This is a genomic window from Rhizobium sp. X9, assembly GCF_018873185.1.
Classification (GTDB): Bacteria; Pseudomonadota; Alphaproteobacteria; order Rhizobiales; family Rhizobiaceae; genus Agrobacterium; species Agrobacterium oryzihabitans.
In genome coordinates, this window is record NZ_CP071311.1 from 369,120 (window position 1) to 386,634 (window position 17,515).

The following is a 17,515-nucleotide window of genomic DNA, read 5'->3' on the forward strand; positions in this document are numbered from 1 at the left end:
CGCCACCCCATGTTGACCCCCTACGCAGAAACCCAGGCCGCCGACATCATCCGCGACCACGCCGCGCGTAAAAGCCCGCTGAAAATCATCGGCGGCAACACCCGTTCCGGTTTCGGCAACGCCGTCCCGGCAAATAATGCGCTCTCCTCCCGTGCCATGAATGGTATAGTCTCCTACGTCCCCGCCGAAATGGTCATGACCGCCAAGGCCGGAACGCCGCTCGCCACCATCGAGGCCGCCCTTGCCGAAAACCGTCAGATGATGGCCTTCGAGCCGATGGATCACCGCCCGATCATGGGAACCACAGGCGAGCCGACCATTGGCGGCGTTTTCGCCGCCAATGTCTCCGGCCCGCGCCGCTATGTGGCGGGTGCTGCTCGCGACAGCCTGCTCGGCATCCGGTTCGTCAATGGCCGGGCGGAAGCCATCAAGGCCGGTGGCCGGGTGATGAAGAATGTCACGGGCCTGGACCTTTCAAAGCTTCTGGCGGGATCGCACGGCACGCTCGGTTTTCTGACAGAGGTCACCTTCCGCGTGCTGCCGAAACCGCCTTGCGAAAAAACGGTTGTCGTGTCCGGTCTGGATGATGAGGCAGCGACGCGGATTATGGCGGCGGCCATGGCGATGAGCGTCGAGGTCTCCGGTGCGGCCCATCTGCCGGAAAGCGTACGCTCCCGTTTCATCGATGGCGCCCTGCCGGAAGGTCCGGCGACGATCCTCAGGCTGGAAGGTCTCGCGGCGTCGGTGGAGGCGCGCGCGGCCAAACTCCTCTCCGTCATGGACAGGGTTGGCCCATGGGCGCTGCTGGAAGGCGAGGAAAGCACGGTTTTGTGGCGTCAGGTGCGGGATGTCGCGCCCTATGCCGGGGAAAACGCTAAACCGCTCTGGAAAGTCTCGGTCGCGCCGGCGCAAGGCCACCGGCTGGTGGCCGCCCTGCGCATGGAAGCCGGCATCGATGCCTTTTACGACTGGCAAGGCGGTCTCGTCTGGATGCAGATGGAAGCAGACCCGGAGGCGGAGCTGCTGCGCGGCGCCATTCGCGCGCTTGGCGGCGGGCATGCCACCTTGATGCGGGCAAATGATGCGATACGCGCCACCGTGCCGGCATTCGAACCACGCCCGGCGGCGGAAGCCATGCTGTCTGAACGCATCAGGGAAAAGCTCGACCCAGTGGGCATCTTCAATCCCGGCAAGATGGCTGTAACGATGGAAAGGGCCGTCTGAACCATGCAAACATCCTTCACGCCTGAGCAGCTGGCCGATCCGCATGTGGCGGAATCCGAAAAGATCCTGCGCAAATGTGTGCATTGCGGCTTCTGCACCGCCACCTGTCCCACCTATGTCACGCTCGGCAACGAGCTGGATAGTCCGCGCGGCCGCATCTACCTCATCAAGGACATGCTGGAAAACAGCCGCCCGGCCGACCGGGAGGTCGTTACCCATATCGACCGCTGCCTCTCGTGCCTTGCCTGCACCACCACCTGTCCCTCCGGCGTGGACTACATGCATCTTGTCGATCATGCCCGCGCCCATATCGAACAGACCTATAAACGCCCCTTCATGGATCGCCTGACCCGCAATCTTCTGGCTGCGGTTCTGCCCTATCCCGGTCGCTTCCGCCTGGCCCTGCATCTGGCAAGGGTCGCGCGACCCTTTGCCGGGCTGCTCGCGAAGTTTCCGGCACTGAAGCCATTGCAATCCATGCTCGATCTTGCTCCCGCCTCCATCCCCGCCGTTTCCGCTTCCGCCCGGCCGGGTGAACGGGCGGCGGAAGGCGAGAAGCGCGGTCGCGTCGCCATCCTCACCGGCTGCGCCCAGCCGGTGCTCGATCCCGGTATCAACGAAGCGACGCTGCGCCTGCTGGCGCGGCTCGGCGTCGAGGTCGTGGTTCCCAGGGGAGAAGGCTGCTGCGGGTCGCTGGTGCATCATATGGGGCGAGAGGCCGAGGCGCTGGCCGCCGCCCGCCGCAATGTCGATGTCTGGACGCGGGAGATGGAGAATGACGGGCTCGACGCCGTCATCATCACCGCATCCGGCTGCGGCACGACCATCAAGGATTACGGCCATATGCTGCGGCTCGATCCGGCTTATTCGGACAAGGCCGCGCGGGTATCGGCGCTCGCGAAGGACATTACCGAATATCTTGCCACCCTCGACCTGCCGCAAAAGGAGAGCCAGGGCCTGACGGTCGCCTATCATTCGGCCTGCTCCATGCAGCATGGCCAGAAGATCACGATGGCGCCGAAGCAATTGCTGAAAGCTGCCGGTTTTACTGTGCGCGATCCGGCGGAAGGGCACCTCTGCTGCGGTTCGGCCGGAACCTACAACATCATGCAGCCCGAGATTTCCGGAAAGCTGAAGGCACGCAAGGTGAAGAACATCGAGGCAACGAAGGCGGATGTCATCGCCACCGGCAATATCGGCTGCATCACGCAGATCGCCACCGGCACGCAAATGCCGATCCTGCACACTGTCGAGCTGCTGGACTGGGCCTATGGCGGGCCGAAACCGGCGAGGCTTTCCGCTTAGAGCGCAATGCCTGTGGTGCGCACTCGTCCCTCATTCCTGTGCTTGTCACAGGAATCCAGCCAGCCCAAGTCCTTGGGCTGAAAGGGCTCCCTTCGCCGCGCAGACGCGCGCCGACTGGATTCCTGTGACAAGCACGGGAATGAGGTTCAGGGGGTGCCCTGTCGCCCGATTTTCCAGCCCAACGCTAGAACTTGTAGGCGACGCCGAAGTTCACCGCATTGGTCATGATATCGGTCTTGAGCTTGCCGCCATTGTCGATATCCACGTCGATAAAGGAATAGGTGCCTTTATATTCCACGAAGGTCGACCAGTTGTCGGTGATGCGGTAGCTGAGACCGGCCTGTGCCTGCAGGGTTGCGCCGCCGAACTGGTATTCGAAGGTGCGACCGGAACCGCGTGTGACCTCCACATGCGGCACGTTGATGCCGACGCCCGCGCCGACATAGGGTGTCAGCGGCAGGTTCTCCAGCGGAAAGCGGTAGAGCGCATTCAGCGTCAACAGGTTCAGGCCGTCGGTGAATTCGAAATGCGACCAGCCGGAGCGGGCAAGGGTCTGGTCATCGGCATAGACCTTGTCATGCGTGAAATCGAGCGAGATACCGAAATTGTTGAGCCGGCCCTCGTCGAACCAGTAGGTGCCGCGCACGCCCCAATAGGGTGGGCTTGAAAACGACTTGCCTTCCCATCCAGCCCGGAAGTCCGGTCCGTCGGACACTTTCACGTCGCTGTGCGGGGCGCTCTGCCAGCCGCCGTAACCGGAAATTTCAAATTCCCCCGCCCTTGCTGCGGAGAAGGAAACGCCGCTGAACAACAGGGCGCAGACAAAAGAAGCGTGGCGCGGCATGAAGAGAATCCAGATTGATATCAGAAATGCACCAAAGCGTTTTTTGGTAACATTTAAATGACAGAAACGAAAAACGGGCGGTCAGCTGACCACCCGTTTTAAGGCCGTTCCATCATCCCCCTGAGAGAGGTCCGGCGCCTGGCGTCCCCCGCCAAGTCTCGATCAATCAGATTTGCCCGGAGTGTACCGCCGCAAAGCGGCAATACAAGCGCATACGCCGCGATGTGGTCCGATATCACCCGGAATAGGGGAACCCGTTGCCGTCATATCACAATGACGGTGGTTCCGACGTTGACGCGTTCATAAAGATCGGTGACATCCTCGTTGCGCATGCGGATGCAGCCGGACGAATTGTTGCTGCCGATCGTCCAGGGCTGGTTGGTGCCGTGGATCCGGTAAAGGGTTGAGCCGAGATACATGGCGCGCGCGCCCATCGGATTGGCCGGGCCGCCTTCCATGAAGGCCGGCAGGTAGTGTCCCTTCGCCGCTTCGCGGGTAATCATCTCCTTCGGCGGGGTCCAGCTCGGCCATTCCGCCTTGCGGGTCACCTTGTGCGTTCCGGCCCATTCAAAACCGGGCTTGCCGACGCCGACGCCGTAGCGGCGCGCCTTGCCATCGGCCATGACGAGATAGAGGAAGCGGTTCGGCGTATCGATGACGATCGTGCCGGGCTTCTGGGTGGTCTGGTAGCTCACGATCTGCGGCAGGAACTGCGGGGCGATCTGCGTGCGCACCGGCGCGTTCGGGCGCACGGCGGCGTTCTGCACCCGTGCCGGGCGTTGTGATGTGACGCCCGAGCTTGGGCGCTGGGGCATGGCTGCGGCCTGACGCTGCTGGAAGAGCGGCTGGCGTGCGGCCGGTGCGCGCGGATAAACCACGGGGCGCACATTGCCACGCCCGAGCTGCGTTACCCAGGGCGCGGACAGGTCCGGGCTGACGATGACGGGCGGCCGCTCGCGATAACGCTCATTGGCCATGGCGGCTGGCGCCGTGAAGGTGGAAACGAGGCTCAGCGCCAGAAAAACGGACTTCATCGTCATCGGGTGGACTCTCTCTGCGGGATATCGCAACAATGGAAATCGCGGGTTTATTCGCCCGCATTGCCGGACACGTTCGCACCTTGACGCAAGTGAATCGTAAATGGCTGTTCATTAAAAAGCGCTTCATTAGTGCAACCTGTATTTAGGGTTAGCACCGGGTTTTGAAACGTGGTGAATGAGTGGTAAGTGCGCATGTCCCGCAGGTGATTTGCGGGAGCGGAAAAGGGTTGTTGCGGAATGGATGAGGCGGGACTTGAAACCGGTGCGGATGGCCGTGTGCGGTGTTTCTGGCAGCAGGGGCTGGAGGATTACAGCCGTTACCACGATGAGGAATGGGGCTACCCCGTTACCGATGACCGTCGCCTGTTCGAGAAGATCTGCCTGGAAGGATTTCAGTCCGGGCTCTCCTGGCTGACGGTTCTGCGCAAACGCGAGGCTTTCCGTCTTGCCTTCGCCAATTTCGAGTTCGAAAAAGTGGCGGAATTCGGTGAAGCCGAGATAGAGCGCTGCCTTGCGGACAAGGGCATTATCCGCCATCGCGGCAAGATCGTCTCAACGATCAACAACGCCCGCCGCGCCCTGGAATTGCGCGACGAATTCGGTTCTCTTGCCCGTTATTTCTGGAGTTTCGAGCCCGCCGCCGCAGAAAGGCCGCAAAAGCTGGACTATGCGACGTTAAGGGCCAACCCCACCAGTGCCGCGTCCATTCGTCTTTCCAAGGACTTGAAGAAACGCGGCTGGAGTTTCGTCGGTCCGACGACAGTCTATGCATTCATGCAGGCCATGGGTATGGTCAACGATCATATCGAAGGTTGTCATTGCCGCGAGCCGATCGAGGTCATGCGGCGGGAGTTTGTACGTCCATGAAGGTAACCTCCCTTCTTCTGGCGCTCACCATGGCGATGGCGGCCGTGCCGCATCAGTCCTTCGCTGAAAGCCGCAATGTCGATGGCATCTGGCTGGATGATGGAGAAAGGCTGAAGGAAGTGGCGATGCCGCCGACCGGGCCGCTGAAGCTCGATGGCTGGACGCGGCGCGGGCGCGGCGATGTCTACCGTTTGAAAGTCAAGGCCGGGCAGACGGTGAAGGTGGAGCTTGCCTCCTCCAGCGAATTCGTCCTGATGGCGATCTTCGATTTTTCGACGCCGGACGAGGATGCGATCTTCTTCAGCGATTCCGAAGGTAAAACGGCGACGCTGACGCCGAAGGCGGATACGGAATGGCTGATCCGCCCGACGCTTATCCTGGGGTTACCCCGTCGCGGTCTCGGCGCACATTATACGCTGACGGTCAGTATCGAAAAGTAACGGTGGTTCCCTTCAGCCCGCTTGCGTCAGCATGATCAGGCCGAAACTCAGAATTCCAAGCAGGACGAGCGAGAGGCTGGCGGCGACGATGACCTTGCCGCCGGCATGGCGAAGGCTGCGAATATCGACGGACAGGCCCAGTGCCGCCATAGACATGATGGTGAGGATGTTGGAGAGCGAGGCGAGGGGGCCGAGCAGACCCTCGGGAATAAGGCCGAAGGATCTGGCCATGATCATCAGCACGAAGCAGATGATGAACCACGGAACCATCTGCTGCAATTTCAGCCGTCCCGTGCCGGACTGGCCGTGGATGACGGAAAGGGCGGCGATGACCGGTCCGAGCATCAGCACGCGGATGAGCTTGACGATGGTGCCTGTCTGCACGGCGACGGCGCCGAGCGGTGCGGTGGCCGCCAGAACCTGCGGCACGGCATAGACCGTCAGGCCCGCAAAGATACCGTATTGGGTGGCGTCGAGACCGAGAAGCTGCGGCAGGAACGGCATCAGCAGAACGGCGGCGACGCCGAGGACCGCGGTGAAGGCAATCGAGGCAGCAACATCTTCCGGCTTCGCGCCAATGGCGGGCGCGGCCGCCGCGATGGCGGAATTGCCGCAGATGGAGTTGCCGCAGGCAATCAGTGTCGCCAGTTTCGGCGGCAGCCCCAGCATTCGCCCGGCGGCATAGCTGACGACCAGTGACAGGGCGACAATCACCGCAATACCGCCAATCAGCAGGCCGCCGGCGCCCTTGAGAATGGCGAGGCTGAGCGACGCGCCAAGAAGCGCCACGGCGATTTCGAGCAGGGTCTTGGCGCTGAACTTGATCCCGGCCGCAGCAACCGCCGGCAGCGACACCAGCGAGCGTAAAAGCGTGCCGATCAGAATGGCAAGCACAAGATCGCCCAGCCATGCGTGGCCGGCAAGACGCACCTGAAAACGCTCCGCGAGAATAGCCGCGCAGCTGACTGCCGCGCAGAGCAGAATTCCCGGCAGAAGCGGGGTCAACCAGCGAAGGGAGAACTGAAAAGGATGAGTGAGGGTGCGATGCTGTGCCATGGCCAGACAATGCCGTAGCGGCCTGTTTTATTCTATCAAATAATATGGCATATATTATTCGGTAAAATCGAATGAAGAGCCATGACCTTCGAGCAACTCCGCATTTTCATCGCCGTCGCTGAGCGCGAGCACCTGACAAGGGCTGCCGAAGCCATCGGTTTGACCGCCTCCGCCGTCAGTTCCTCCATCAAGAATCTGGAAGCCTTTTATAATGTCGAACTGTTTCATCGCGTCGGCCGCAATATCGAGCTGACCGAAAGCGGCCGGGTGTTTCTGGGTGAGGCCAGGGCGACGCTGGCGCGTGTCCGCAACGCCGAACTGATCCTTTCCGAAATGGGCGGCCTGACACGTGGCGAAATCACCGTTTGCGCCAGCCAGACAATTGCAAGCTACTGGCTGCCGCCAATCCTCATGCAGTTCAAGAAGCTTTATCCGGGTGTCACGCTGAAACTCGATATCGGCAATACGAAAACGGTTACGCAGGCCGTGCTCGACGGTCTGGCGGAGGTCGGTTTCATCGAGGGCAGGATCGACGAGCCAGCATTGGTGGTGCAGCCCGTGGTATCCGACAAGCTGCTGGTGGTGACCGGCTCGGCCCACCCCTTCGCTGACGGTCGATATCTCACCGCTCTCGATATGCTCTACGGAACATCCTGGGTGCTGCGCGAGCAGGGCTCCGGAACCCGCTCCGCCTTTGAGGCGGCGGTGCGGCAGATGGGCGTGGACCCGGCTGAACTGTCTGTCATGCTCGAACTGCCGTCCAACGAGGCGGTGGTGATGGCAGCGCGCTCCGGCGGCGCGGCGACGGCGGTTTCTGCATCCGTCGCTTCCCTTTTCCTGCGGCAGGGATTGCTGGTCCGTTCGGGCATCGATCTGCCCGCCCGCAACTTCGCCCTGTTACGCCACAAGGAACGCCACACCAGCCGTGCGGCAATGGAACTGGAACGACTGAGCCGTGCGGCGTCGGAGGACTACAAGGCTGGTCTCGCCGGGGTATAGCGGTGCGAAGGGGGGCGGCACGATTGGCCTTTGCGAGCGTGTTAGGCAAGCTTCCCCCCTCTTCAGCGTCATCCTCGCCCTTGAGGCGAGGATCCCATGGCGTCGCGGCTTGTGTATCCCCAGGTCAAGCTCGAGGATGACTGGATGAGAGGGTTGAAGTCCCTGATAAATAACGTCAGGAGCGCCGTCGCCAGCGCCCCTCCTTCAGCAACAGCAATCACTTGCCCTTGGATTTCAGCCAGGCCTTCATCATGGCGATTTCGCCCTCCTGCGCCTTGATCACCTCTTCGGCCAGTTTGCGGATTTCCGGGTCCTTGCCGTATTCCAGCTGAACCTTTGCCATATCGATTGCGCCCTGATGATGCGGGATCATGCCGCGCACGAAATCGACATCGGCATCGCCGCTATAGTCGATCGCCATATCGCCATGCATCTTCTTGCTGGCTTCCATGAAGGCCTTGGTGGACGCGGTTTCGCCTGCTGCGCTTTTTGACATGTCGTGTCCGGCATGGCCGCCCGCTTCCTGTGCGAAAAGGGGCATGGCGAAGACGGTGGTGAAAGCGGCGGCGAGCGTGATGGTTTTGATAGACATGGATTATCCTTCCTGTGTCCGACGTATTTTTCGATGGATTGTCTGGAAAAATATGGTGTCAGGCGCGGGGAGGCGGCAGCGGCGGCGCGAAAGCCTCGCCGTTGAAGAGAGTACCGCGTTGTGGCTTCGGATAGGCGAATGTCATCCGGCCGCTATCGGCGAAGATCGTTCGCGGAACCACGATCAGGCAGGCGGCGCAGGAACCGGGATGTGCGGCATCGTCACCATGCGGGCAGCAACCGCCCGCTCCCGCTCCATGAGCCCCATTCTCCGCGTGCGCGGGAGACCCTTGGTCCCGATCCGCGATTCGATGCGAATGGGCATCGTCATGTTTGATCGGCACCTGTGAGGACGATGCCATGCCCGTGGCCATCGGCATGCTCATCGCCATCTGCACCGGCATTGCGCCGTATAGCAGGCAGGCAAGAAACATCAATGTACGGACCACCTGGGACATGGCGTGAATTTACCGCTGGAATTATGGAATAAGCATGGCCATCAGGTTAGTTCACGCGCGATGACGTGATGCACGATGCGGTAATCCCTGCTTTCCTCGCCAAACGGGGCGAGCGGCCATTCCCATGCGGCGGCGGGGGCAGGAGGAGCGATGCCATGCAGCAGGTCTTCGTGCTGGTGCAGGTTGCCGTCTTTGCTGATGATGTCGAAGGAGGTGTCCGTTATCAGGCAGGCCTTGCAGGGCAGGCCAGCCAGCGCTTCCAGATGGGTGTGAATGAGCTTCGGCAGAAGACCGTCCGGGGCATTTGCGATCTTTTCCTGCTCCAGCCGGTGGCGTGCGCCGGTGCCGATCTGTGACAGGAGATTGGCCGATACCACGAGATCGAGATAGGGCACCCGCCGCAGGAAATCGAGCGGTTCGGCCGGCCGGCCGGCAAGAACATCGTCAAAACCGGAAAGATCGCGGTTGGCGATACGGACATTCTTTTTGGCATTGAGGCGCAGCTTCGCCTGCACGCTGGCGAGATGTACCAGATCGACCAGGACGACGGTGTCGAACATTGCCACCAGCGCATCATAGGGCACGTCGCGCAGCAGGCCCGAGCCGAGCACCACGGCCGTTCGCCTCTGTTTCAGCTTTCTCGCCGATTGCAGCACGAATTGCCGGCTGTTGTTTTCATGCTCCGCCCATGCCCTGGCACAGCGATTGGCGCGCGCCCAGAGGTTGACGGAATAGCGGATATGCGGCCGAAATTCTTTCGGCGTGACCGCGCGCGTGGCGGCATATTGCAGGGCTTCGAGGATCATGAATGCCTAACGGTAAATTTCGCGGCGATGGCCGATTTCGACCACCAGCACGACAAGCTTGTGATCCTGTATATCGCAGATGATGCGGTAATCGCCCACCCGGTAGCGCCAGAAATTTCCGAGTTCGGAGCCTTGCAGGGCGGAACCTGTCTGACGGGGATCGTCGAGCACCGCCAATCTTTCGTGGAGAAAGGCGCGGATTCTCCGGCGTATTTCCGGATTTAACTTGCGCATCTCTTTCTGGACAAGTGTGTGGTACTCAATTGTCCAGATCACGCCAGAACTCCTCGGCGCTTATCACCTTTGCTTCGCCACGCTGGATTTGTCGCACTGCCTCTTCGGCGAGATAGAGATCTTCCATATCCTCGATATGTTTCTCGATCGCCTCGCGGATGTAAAAAGCGGATGTGCGGCCGGTGCGCGCGGACAGCGCTTTCAGCCGTTCATAGGTCTCATCAGGCAGGCGAATGGCCGTCTGTTTGCTCATGGGTCGCGTCCTTCCCGATCCGAATTGGGATACATGTATCCCATATAGCACCGCTTGGCTGCGCCGGCCAGCAGAACTGAGCCTTTGCAGCTTGCCGCACAGGGCTTCATCCTCTAATACACCGGCATAATTTCAGGAAAATATCGGATCGGCATCATGAGCGAAAAAGCAAAAAAGCCTCAGAAACTGAAAGCCCGCCTGCCGCGCGGCTTCGTGGATCGCTCGGTTGCCGATATTCATGCCGTGAATGAGATGATCGAGAAGATCCGCAGGGTCTACGAGCTTTACGGCTTCGATCCGGTGGAAACCCCGCTGTTCGAATATACCGATGCGCTCGGCAAATTCCTGCCCGATAGCGACCGTCCGAACGAAGGCGTGTTTTCGCTGCAGGACGATGACGACCAATGGATGAGCCTGCGCTACGATCTCACCGCGCCGCTCGCCCGCCATGTCGCGGAAAACTTTAACGAAATCCAGCTGCCATACCGCACCTATCGCGCCGGTTATGTCTTCCGCAATGAAAAGCCCGGCCCCGGCCGCTTCCGGCAGTTCATGCAGTTCGATGCCGATACGGTGGGCGCCGCCGGCGTGCAGGCCGATGCCGAAATGTGCATGATGATGGCCGATACACTGGAAGCGCTGGGCATTCAACGCGGCGACTATGTCATCCGCGTCAACAATCGCAAGGTGCTTGATGGTGTGATGGAAGCCATCGGCCTCGGCGGCGAGGACAATGCCGGTCGTCGCCTCAACGTGCTGCGCGCCATCGACAAGCTCGACAAGTTCGGTCCTGAAGGTGTGAAGCTGTTGCTCGGTCCAGGCCGCAAGGATGAATCCGGCGATTTCACCAAGGGCGCTGGTCTTGGCGAAGAACAGATCGAAAAGGTGCTGTTTTTCGTCGGTATCAAGGATTATGCGGCAAGCGCCGATGATCTGGCGAAACTGGTTGCGGGCACCTCGAAAGGCGAGGAAGGCGTTGAGGAGCTGAACATCATTGGCGCTCTGGTCACCAGTGCCGGTTACGATGCGACGCGCATCAAGATCGACCCCTCGGTCGTTCGCGGCCTCGAATATTATACCGGCCCCGTCTATGAAGCCGAGCTGAGCTTCGACGTCACCAATGAAAAGGGTGAAAAGGTCGTGTTCGGGTCCGTTGGCGGCGGCGGGCGTTATGATGGCCTCGTCTCGCGCTTCATGGGCCAGCCGGTTCCGGCAACGGGCTTCTCCATCGGCGTTTCGCGCCTGATGACCGCCCTCAAAAACCTCGGCAAGCTCGGTCAGGTCAAGCCGCTCGCGCCCGTCCTGATCACCGTCATGGATGGCGATGTGCAGAGCATGGCCCGCTACCAGATATTCACGCAGGCGCTGCGCAATGAGGGCATCCGCGCTGAAATGTATCAGGGCAACTGGAAGAAATTCGGCAACCAGCTGAAATATGCCGACCGCCTCGGTTCCCCCATCGCCATCATTCAGGGCGGTGATGAGCGCGCCGAAGGTGTGGTGCAGATCAAGGATCTGATCGAAGGCAAGCGTCTCTCCGGCGAGATCGAGGACAATGCCAGCTGGCGCGAGGCGCGTGTGGCGCAGGTCACCGTACTGGAGGCGGATCTGGTGGCGAAGGTCCGCGAGATTCTGGAGCATCAGGCAGAGGACGTTCGCCGCGCCGCCGAAGGGCGTTAAGGTCATGGCGATCCTCGCGCTCGACCATGTTCAACTGGCTATGCCGGCGGGCCGTGAGGATGAGGCGCGCGCTTTTTATGGCGGCCTGCTCGGCTTTGCGGAGCAGGCCAAGCCCACTAATCTCGCCGCGCGCGGCGGGTGCTGGTTCAGCCGGGGTTCGATAAAACTGCATCTCGGCGTCGAGCAGGATTTCCGCCCGGCGAAGAAAGCCCATCCGGCCTTTCTGGTCGATGATATGGCAACCTTGCGAAAAACACTTGAAACAGCAGGCTGCCATGTGGTTGAGGATGAGCCGCTTGAAGGATATCACCGGTTTTATGTCCATGATCCCTTCGGAAACCGCATCGAAATGATGCAGCCGCTCGAACCGTGACGAAAAGTACCGTTTCCATGCCCCTGATCGACATGCCGGAATTTTCCGGAGAGCTACTGGAAGAATTCGCCGCGCGCCGCACGAGCCGTGTGAACACGCCGGTCATCCAGCCCGCCGAACCCTTTCTGGATATGGCGGGCGAAGATTTGCGACGCCGTATTTTCATGACGGAGAGCGAGACGGGCGAGAGCCTGTGCCTGCGCCCGGAATTCACCATTCCCGTCTGCCTGCGCCATATCGAGACGGCGACCGGTACGCCGAAGCGTTATTCCTATCTGGGCGAGGTCTTCCGCCAGCGCCGTGAAGGTGCGAACGAATTTTATCAGGCTGGCATCGAGGATCTTGGCGACACCGATATTGCCGCTGCCGATGCCCGCGCCGTGATAGACGCAACCGCCATCCTCAAGCGGCTGCTGCCCGGCCGTTCACTCTCCGTCACGCTGGGAGACCAGCAGGTGTTCGAAGCGGTCGTCGCAGCTCTCGGCCTGCCGCTCGGCTGGCAGAAGCGGCTGGTGCAGGCCTTTGGCGATATGGCGCAGCTGGACGCGTTGCTGGAAAGCCTCGTGCATCCCAAACCCATGACCGGCCTCGACGCGCGGGTCGCCGGCCTTCTGGCCACAGGCGAAGAGGCGGTGCTGGTCGATTATCTCGACACGGTGATGCAGGAAACCGGCTATTCCACCAATGCCAGCCGCTCACCGCAGGAAATTGCCCGCCGCCTGCGGGAAAAGCTGGCGCTTGCCGCCACGCGCCTGCCGGATGAGAGCTTCGAGCTGCTCAAGCAGTTCCTGGCCCTGCAGGCGCCCTTGCCGCAGGCATCGCAAATTCTGGCTGACTTCGCTGCAAAGGCGAAACTGAAACTGGATGGCGCGCTTTCCGCTTTCGATAAACGTGTCGCAGCACTTGCCAATGCTGGCGTCGATCTGGAAACGGTTACCTATGGCGCAGCCTTCGGTCGTCCGCTCGATTATTATACCGGCCTTGTTTTCGAGGTGGTGGAAGCGGGCGGAGACAGCGTTCTGGCGGGTGGCGGCCGTTTCGACCGGCTGCTGACCCTGCTCGGCGCACAGGAAAAAATACCCGCCGTGGGCTTTTCGCTCTGGCTGGATCGCATCGAAGCGGTGCGGGGGAGCGACAAGCCATGATCACCATCGCATTGCCCTCCAAGGGCCGGATGAAGGAAGACGCCTCCGCCGTTCTGGAGCGCGCCGGGTTGAAAGTCGCGGCTGTCGGCAACGACCGTTCCTATCGCGGCCGCATCGAAGGGCGTGATGATATCGAGATCGCTTATCTGTCAGCCTCCGAGATTGCCCGCGAGATCGGCGCTGGTACGGTGGATTTCGGCGTGACGGGGGAGGACCTCGTGCGCGAGGGGCTGACCAACGCCGATGCGCAGGTGGAATTCTGCGCCCGCCTCGGTTTCGGCCATGCGGACGTCGTTGTCGCCGTGCCGGAAATCTGGCTGGATGTGGACAGCATGGCTGATCTCGGCGACGTCGCATCTGAATTCCGCGCACGTCACGGACGAAGGCTCGCCATCGCCACCAAATACTGGCGGCTGACGCAGCAGTTCTTTTCGCGCCAGCACGGCATTCAGCTTTATCGCATCGTCGAAAGCCTGGGCGCGACTGAAGGTGCGCCGGCGGCAGGGCAGGCGGATATCATCGTCGATATCACCTCCACCGGCTCGACGCTGAAGGCCAACCACCTGAAAATCCTCTCCGACGGCATCATCGTCCGTTCGGAAGCCTGCTTCGTACGCGCCCGCAAGGCGGACCATGAGGGCGATGCGGCGGTTCAGGAGATCGCCTCGCGCATCAGGGCTGCGGTTTGACGACGTAAAACAAAAAAGCCGCCGGAGCGATCCGGCGGCTTTTTTATTGGTCGATCCATTTGGCTTATGCGTGGGCCACAGCCGCGCCGCGTCTTGCGTCGACGGAGTAGGCGCCGGGGCCGAAGGCGGCAAGCAGGATGTAGGCGCCGGCAAGGGTGATGTTCTTCACCATCATGATGCCGTTCAGCGTGTTGATCCAGCCAAGAGCCGGCTCAGGCCAGCCGGGAACGGCAACGGTGCCGCTGTGGAACACCAGACCGGTGAAGACGCAGAAGACGGCAAGCGCCCAGGCGGCGATCCTGGTCTGGAAACCAGTGAGAATGGCAAGGCCGGCAACGAGTTCGAACAGGCCTGCAACATAGGCAAGCGCGGTTGCGGCGGGCAGGCCGGCGCCCGTGATCATGCCGGCCGTACCGGCTGGATCGACAAGCTTGCTGAAGCCTGAAGAGATGAAGATGAAGGAAAGCAGAATGCGGGCGATGAGAACGAGAACGTTCTGGCTGCTGGACATGGAAATCTCCGGTAAGTGATCGGCGTGTCGCCGGTTAAGCTGCAGGGCAATGTCTGGAGATATCAATGGCCGAAAATTACTCGCTCATAAAGATGAACAAGAGGAGACGAATTGTCGTCATTTTGTGAACGATCGTCGGCCGCGAGCCGATGATGTCTAGGCGGCGAAGCGAATATCTTCGAAACGCGGAAACAGGAAGAGCCCGGAAATCCGCCCTTGCCGGTCGTCCTCGAAACCGGCGGATTCACCCATGCAGATGACGGGCTGTCGCATCGCCGGCAGGATGAAGAGGTTGGTGGAAAAGCAGAATCGTGAAGGCGCAGTGGAGGCCTGCTCGAAAAGCTCCAGCACGCGGGCATGGTCGCTGCGATCGTAACAGCGGACAAGGCTGAGCAGACCGCATTCGCCGGGCGGCAGACCGTGCATGAAGGAGGCCTGTTCGCCGAGCCGGATGACACCGCTTGAAAGATCGCTGCTCCACTCCTCCGAAATGAAGAAATTGGACAGGGTTCGGGGATCGGGCGTGGTCGTCACGGCCGCAGGCAGAGCATCGTTGCGTCTTGATATTTCGAACAAATCGCGCCCCCGCATGAACATCGTACCAGCACCGCAATTTCAAGCGTCGCTGCCAAGTTGAACTTCCACCGCCACCCGCAGTCGAACGTGTTAGCCAGGCATCGAACCCCTTCAATGCTTGCGTTCCGTCGCGGCACCCTTACGGGGGCTGACTTATAGTTTATTTTCTCTTACCCACAACAACCTGTCAGAGAGAAAATCAAAAATATTATGTATTCCTTCATCGCAATCGCGAAATATATGAAAAAAGACAACTATGTGTCGAACTTATAAGCCGGCGAGGGCGAAACTCCGCCCCACATGCGATTGCGATTCGCTCTTTGGGCTGTCCTATTATTGCATGCACTTCCAAAAACAAGCCGGCTAAGGTCGATCCTGTCCCAAAAAGAGACAATATTTTTAGCCCGCATCGGCCAGGTTGCAATATCTTGCGGATTTGGCGTCGCCGGTTTCCCCCCGCGGCAAAGAAAAAGGGCGATCCGAAGACCGCCCTTTCTTATTCCAGAGACAGGACTGATTGGAAGTCCATGCCGCCCGTCTGGTGCGCTTGCGACGCCAGACCACCAAGATGGCATTGGCGGCAAAGAAAAAAGGGCGATCCGAAGACCGCCCTTTCTTATTCCAGAGACAGGACTGATTGGAAGTCCATGCCGCCCGTCTGGTGCGCTTGCGACGCCAGACCACCAAGATGGCATTGGCGGCAAAGAAAAAGGGCGATCCGAAGACCGCCCTTTCTTATTCCAGAGACAGGACTGATTAGAAGTCCATGCCGCCCATGCCGCCGCCAGGCATCTGGGGCATTGCCGATTCCTTCTTCGGAAGTTCGGCGATCATGGCTTCGGTGGTGATCAGCAGCGAAGCAACCGAAGCTGCGTTCTGCAGAGCCGTGCGAACAACCTTGACCGGGTCGACGATGCCGAGCTGGATCAGGTCGCCATATTCGCCGGTCTGGGCGTTGTAGCCGTAGTTGTCTTCGTTCTTTTCGAGGATCTTGCCAACAACGATGGAAGCTTCGTCACCAGCGTTTTCTGCGATCTGGCGAACCAGAGCCTGCAGAGCCTTGCGAACGATGTTGATGCCAGCTTCCTGGTCGTCGTTTGCACCCTTGGCGGTGATCTTCGTGGAAGAACGCAGCAGGGCAACGCCGCCGCCCGGTACGATGCCTTCCTGAACAGCAGCGCGCGTCGCGTTGAGAGCGTCGTCGATGCGGTCCTTCTTTTCCTTCACTTCAACTTCCGTCGAACCGCCAACGCGGATAACGGCAACGCCGCCAGCGAGCTTGGCAAGACGTTCCTGCAGCTTTTCGCGGTCGTAGTCGGAAGTGGTTTCTTCGATCTGCGCCTTGATCTGGGCAACGCGGCCTTCGATGTCCGACTTCTGGCCGGCACCGTCAACGATCGTGGTGTTTTCCTTGGAGATCGAAACCTTCTTCGACTTGCCGAGCATGTCGAGGGTAACGCTTTCGAGCTTGATGCCGAGGTCTTCGGAGATGACGGTACCACCGGTCAGGATGGCGATGTCTTCCAGCATGGCCTTGCGGCGGTCGCCGAAGCCAGGAGCCTTGACGGCAGCGATCTTGAGGCCGCCACGCAGCTTGTTGACGACGAGCGTTGCAAGAGCTTCGCCTTCGACGTCTTCAGCGATGATGACGAGCGGCTTGCCGGTCTGAACGACAGCTTCGAGAACAGGCAGCATGGCCTGGAGGTTCGAAAGCTTCTTTTCGTGCAGAAGGATGTAGGCGTCCTCGAGGTCCGCAACCATCTTTTCCGGGTTGGTCACGAAGTAGGGCGACAGGTAGCCGCGGTCGAACTGCATGCCTTCGACGACTTCGAGTTCGGTTTCAGCGGTCTTGGCTTCTTCAACGGTGATGACGCCTTCGTTGCCGACGCGCTGCATTGCTTCAGCAATGTCGAGGCCGATCTGACGTTCGCCGTTTGCGGAGATCGTGCCGACCTGAGCAACTTCTTCCGAAGTGTTGATCTTCTTGGCCTTGGCCTGAAGGTCCTTGACGACTTCTGCAACGGCCAGATCGATGCCGCGCTTCAGGTCCATCGGGTTCATGCCGGCAGCAACTGCCTTTGCACCTTCGCGAACGATGGCCTGGGCCAGAACCGTTGCGGTGGTGGTGCCGTCACCGGCGATGTCGTTGGTCTTGGAAGCGACTTCGCGAACGAGCTGTGCGCCCATGTTCTCGAACTTGTCTTCCAGTTCGATTTCCTTGGCGACCGAAACGCCGTCCTTGGTGATGCGCGGAGCGCCGAAGGACTTGTCGATTACGACGTTACGACCCTTCGGGCCGAGGGTGACCTTCACTGCATCAGCGAGAATGTCGACGCCCTTGAGCATCTTTTCGCGCGCTGTGCGGCCGAATTTGACTTCTTTGGCTGCCATTTTCAAAACTCCTGGTTTCGAACGGCCGGACCG

General features: G+C 60.4%; 20 protein-coding genes. 9 read left to right on the forward strand and 11 right to left on the reverse strand.

The features are described from left to right. Nucleotides 1–9 precede the first annotated feature (9 nt). Both glcE and glcF read left to right on the forward strand, forming a co-directional pair. Nucleotides 10–1,224, forward strand: coding sequence for a glycolate oxidase subunit GlcE (glcE, locus tag JZY08_RS01795; protein ID WP_216330779.1), 1,215 nt, complete (start codon nt 10–12; stop codon nt 1,222–1,224). 3 nt (nt 1,225–1,227) lie between these two features. Further along, nucleotides 1,228–2,529, forward strand: a complete 1,302-nt coding sequence (gene glcF / locus JZY08_RS01800; RefSeq protein ID WP_216330780.1) for a glycolate oxidase subunit GlcF — start codon at nt 1,228–1,230, stop codon at nt 2,527–2,529. Nucleotides 2,530–2,713: 184 nt separating this feature from the next. Here glcF and JZY08_RS01805 read toward each other — a convergent pair whose 3' ends face one another. Together JZY08_RS01805 and JZY08_RS01810 are read right to left on the reverse strand one after the other, a co-directional pair. Continuing rightward, on the reverse strand, nt 2,714–3,373 hold the full coding sequence (locus JZY08_RS01805) for an outer membrane beta-barrel protein (RefSeq protein ID WP_216330782.1): 660 nt from the start codon (nt 3,371–3,373) through the stop codon (nt 2,714–2,716). 263 nt (nt 3,374–3,636) lie between these two features. After that, nucleotides 3,637–4,413 carry a L,D-transpeptidase gene (locus JZY08_RS01810; RefSeq protein WP_003494039.1) on the reverse strand — a complete coding sequence of 259 codons (777 nt, stop codon included), beginning with the start codon at nt 4,411–4,413 and terminating at the stop codon, nt 3,637–3,639. Nucleotides 4,414–4,650: 237 nt separating this feature from the next. Between JZY08_RS01810 and JZY08_RS01815 the strand changes: the two genes are divergently transcribed. Then, nucleotides 4,651–5,280 carry a DNA-3-methyladenine glycosylase I gene (locus tag JZY08_RS01815; protein WP_003494042.1) on the forward strand — a complete coding sequence of 210 codons (630 nt, stop codon included), beginning with the start codon at nt 4,651–4,653 and terminating at the stop codon, nt 5,278–5,280. Beyond that, complete coding sequence (locus tag JZY08_RS01820) at nt 5,277–5,720, forward strand: hypothetical protein (protein ID WP_216330784.1); 444 nt, start codon at nt 5,277–5,279, stop codon at nt 5,718–5,720. Before JZY08_RS01815 ends, JZY08_RS01820 begins: the two co-directional genes overlap by 4 nt. Before the next feature lie 12 nt (nt 5,721–5,732). Here JZY08_RS01820 and JZY08_RS01825 read toward each other — a convergent pair whose 3' ends face one another. Next, nucleotides 5,733–6,776, reverse strand: a complete 1,044-nt coding sequence (locus JZY08_RS01825) for a YeiH family protein (protein ID WP_216330786.1) — start codon at nt 6,774–6,776, stop codon at nt 5,733–5,735. An 81-nt stretch (nt 6,777–6,857) separates the two neighbouring features. Between JZY08_RS01825 and JZY08_RS01830 the strand changes: the two genes are divergently transcribed. Next, on the forward strand, nt 6,858–7,775 hold the full coding sequence (locus JZY08_RS01830; RefSeq protein ID WP_003494048.1) for a LysR substrate-binding domain-containing protein: 918 nt from the start codon (nt 6,858–6,860) through the stop codon (nt 7,773–7,775). A gap of 217 nt (nt 7,776–7,992) precedes the next feature. Here the strand turns inward: JZY08_RS01830 and JZY08_RS01835 are convergent, their stop codons facing one another. From JZY08_RS01835 to JZY08_RS01855, 5 genes are read right to left on the reverse strand one after another with little or no spacing between them, the layout of a single operon-like run. Continuing rightward, nucleotides 7,993–8,367: a DUF305 domain-containing protein gene (locus JZY08_RS01835; protein WP_003494050.1), complete on the reverse strand. Its 375-nt coding sequence runs from the start codon at nt 8,365–8,367 to the stop codon at nt 7,993–7,995. Between the two features lie 58 nt (nt 8,368–8,425). After that, nucleotides 8,426–8,824 carry a hypothetical protein gene (locus JZY08_RS01840; protein ID WP_253204039.1) on the reverse strand — a complete coding sequence of 133 codons (399 nt, stop codon included), beginning with the start codon at nt 8,822–8,824 and terminating at the stop codon, nt 8,426–8,428. 41 nt (nt 8,825–8,865) lie between these two features. Further along, the gene (locus tag JZY08_RS01845) at nt 8,866–9,630 is read right to left on the reverse strand and encodes a hypothetical protein (RefSeq protein WP_216330788.1); all 765 of its coding nucleotides are present in this window, start codon (nt 9,628–9,630) and stop codon (nt 8,866–8,868) included. Nucleotides 9,631–9,636: 6 nt separating this feature from the next. Next, nucleotides 9,637–9,906: a type II toxin-antitoxin system RelE/ParE family toxin gene (locus JZY08_RS01850; protein ID WP_035241660.1), complete on the reverse strand. Its 270-nt coding sequence runs from the start codon at nt 9,904–9,906 to the stop codon at nt 9,637–9,639. Then, nucleotides 9,890–10,117 carry a DUF6290 family protein gene (locus JZY08_RS01855; RefSeq protein ID WP_003494062.1) on the reverse strand — a complete coding sequence of 76 codons (228 nt, stop codon included), beginning with the start codon at nt 10,115–10,117 and terminating at the stop codon, nt 9,890–9,892. The genes JZY08_RS01850 and JZY08_RS01855 overlap by 17 nt, the downstream gene beginning before the upstream one ends. A gap of 156 nt (nt 10,118–10,273) precedes the next feature. Between JZY08_RS01855 and hisS the strand changes: the two genes are divergently transcribed. The 4 genes from hisS to hisG are packed head-to-tail and all read left to right on the forward strand — an operon-like array spanning nt 10,274 to nt 14,004. Further along, entirely contained in the window at nt 10,274–11,797 is a 1,524-nt protein-coding gene (gene hisS / locus JZY08_RS01860) for a histidine--tRNA ligase (protein WP_216330790.1), read from the forward strand. Between the two features lie 4 nt (nt 11,798–11,801). Beyond that, nucleotides 11,802–12,170, forward strand: coding sequence for a VOC family protein (locus JZY08_RS01865; RefSeq protein WP_003494067.1), 369 nt, complete (start codon nt 11,802–11,804; stop codon nt 12,168–12,170). 17 nt (nt 12,171–12,187) lie between these two features. Then, nucleotides 12,188–13,315, forward strand: a complete 1,128-nt coding sequence (locus JZY08_RS01870; protein WP_137038579.1) for an ATP phosphoribosyltransferase regulatory subunit — start codon at nt 12,188–12,190, stop codon at nt 13,313–13,315. Further along, entirely contained in the window at nt 13,312–14,004 is a 693-nt protein-coding gene (gene hisG, locus JZY08_RS01875) for an ATP phosphoribosyltransferase (RefSeq protein ID WP_003494071.1), read from the forward strand. The genes JZY08_RS01870 and hisG overlap by 4 nt, the downstream gene beginning before the upstream one ends. Before the next feature lie 64 nt (nt 14,005–14,068). On the opposite strand, the gene JZY08_RS01880 is transcribed toward hisG, so the two are convergent. The 3 genes from JZY08_RS01880 to groL form a co-directional block, all read right to left on the reverse strand. Beyond that, nucleotides 14,069–14,515, reverse strand: a complete 447-nt coding sequence (locus tag JZY08_RS01880; protein ID WP_216330792.1) for a DoxX family protein — start codon at nt 14,513–14,515, stop codon at nt 14,069–14,071. Nucleotides 14,516–14,671: 156 nt separating this feature from the next. Then, nucleotides 14,672–15,106 carry a hypothetical protein gene (locus JZY08_RS01885; protein ID WP_035242017.1) on the reverse strand — a complete coding sequence of 145 codons (435 nt, stop codon included), beginning with the start codon at nt 15,104–15,106 and terminating at the stop codon, nt 14,672–14,674. Nucleotides 15,107–15,847: 741 nt separating this feature from the next. Beyond that, the gene (groL, locus tag JZY08_RS01890; RefSeq protein ID WP_003494079.1) at nt 15,848–17,482 is read right to left on the reverse strand and encodes a chaperonin GroEL; all 1,635 of its coding nucleotides are present in this window, start codon (nt 17,480–17,482) and stop codon (nt 15,848–15,850) included. Between the last annotated feature and the right edge of the window lie 33 nt (nt 17,483–17,515).

Bases quoted from the DNA above. Each gene is read 5' to 3' on its own strand.
- JZY08_RS01815 (WP_003494042.1), top strand. From the start codon at position 4,651: ATGGATGAGGCGGGACTTGAAACCGGTGCGGATGGCCGTGTGCGGTGT.
- glcF (WP_216330780.1), top strand. From the start codon at position 1,228: ATGCAAACATCCTTCACGCCTGAGCAGCTGGCCGATCCGCATGTGGCG.
- JZY08_RS01820 (WP_216330784.1), top strand. From the start codon at position 5,277: ATGAAGGTAACCTCCCTTCTTCTGGCGCTCACCATGGCGATGGCGGCC.
- hisG (WP_003494071.1), top strand. From the start codon at position 13,312: ATGATCACCATCGCATTGCCCTCCAAGGGCCGGATGAAGGAAGACGCC.
- JZY08_RS01825 (WP_216330786.1), bottom strand. From the start codon at position 6,776: ATGGCACAGCATCGCACCCTCACTCATCCTTTTCAGTTCTCCCTTCGC.
- JZY08_RS01870 (WP_137038579.1), top strand. From the start codon at position 12,188: ATGCCCCTGATCGACATGCCGGAATTTTCCGGAGAGCTACTGGAAGAA.
- groL (WP_003494079.1), bottom strand. From the start codon at position 17,482: ATGGCAGCCAAAGAAGTCAAATTCGGCCGCACAGCGCGCGAAAAGATG.
- JZY08_RS01810 (WP_003494039.1), bottom strand. From the start codon at position 4,413: ATGACGATGAAGTCCGTTTTTCTGGCGCTGAGCCTCGTTTCCACCTTC.
- JZY08_RS01830 (WP_003494048.1), top strand. From the start codon at position 6,858: ATGACCTTCGAGCAACTCCGCATTTTCATCGCCGTCGCTGAGCGCGAG.
- JZY08_RS01885 (WP_035242017.1), bottom strand. From the start codon at position 15,106: ATGCGGGGGCGCGATTTGTTCGAAATATCAAGACGCAACGATGCTCTG.
- JZY08_RS01865 (WP_003494067.1), top strand. From the start codon at position 11,802: ATGGCGATCCTCGCGCTCGACCATGTTCAACTGGCTATGCCGGCGGGC.
- JZY08_RS01855 (WP_003494062.1), bottom strand. From the start codon at position 10,117: ATGAGCAAACAGACGGCCATTCGCCTGCCTGATGAGACCTATGAACGG.
- JZY08_RS01840 (WP_253204039.1), bottom strand. From the start codon at position 8,824: ATGTCCCAGGTGGTCCGTACATTGATGTTTCTTGCCTGCCTGCTATAC.
- JZY08_RS01805 (WP_216330782.1), bottom strand. From the start codon at position 3,373: ATGCCGCGCCACGCTTCTTTTGTCTGCGCCCTGTTGTTCAGCGGCGTT.
- hisS (WP_216330790.1), top strand. From the start codon at position 10,274: ATGAGCGAAAAAGCAAAAAAGCCTCAGAAACTGAAAGCCCGCCTGCCG.
- JZY08_RS01880 (WP_216330792.1), bottom strand. From the start codon at position 14,515: ATGTCCAGCAGCCAGAACGTTCTCGTTCTCATCGCCCGCATTCTGCTT.
- JZY08_RS01845 (WP_216330788.1), bottom strand. From the start codon at position 9,630: ATGATCCTCGAAGCCCTGCAATATGCCGCCACGCGCGCGGTCACGCCG.
- glcE (WP_216330779.1), top strand. From the start codon at position 10: ATGTTGACCCCCTACGCAGAAACCCAGGCCGCCGACATCATCCGCGAC.
- JZY08_RS01835 (WP_003494050.1), bottom strand. From the start codon at position 8,367: ATGTCTATCAAAACCATCACGCTCGCCGCCGCTTTCACCACCGTCTTC.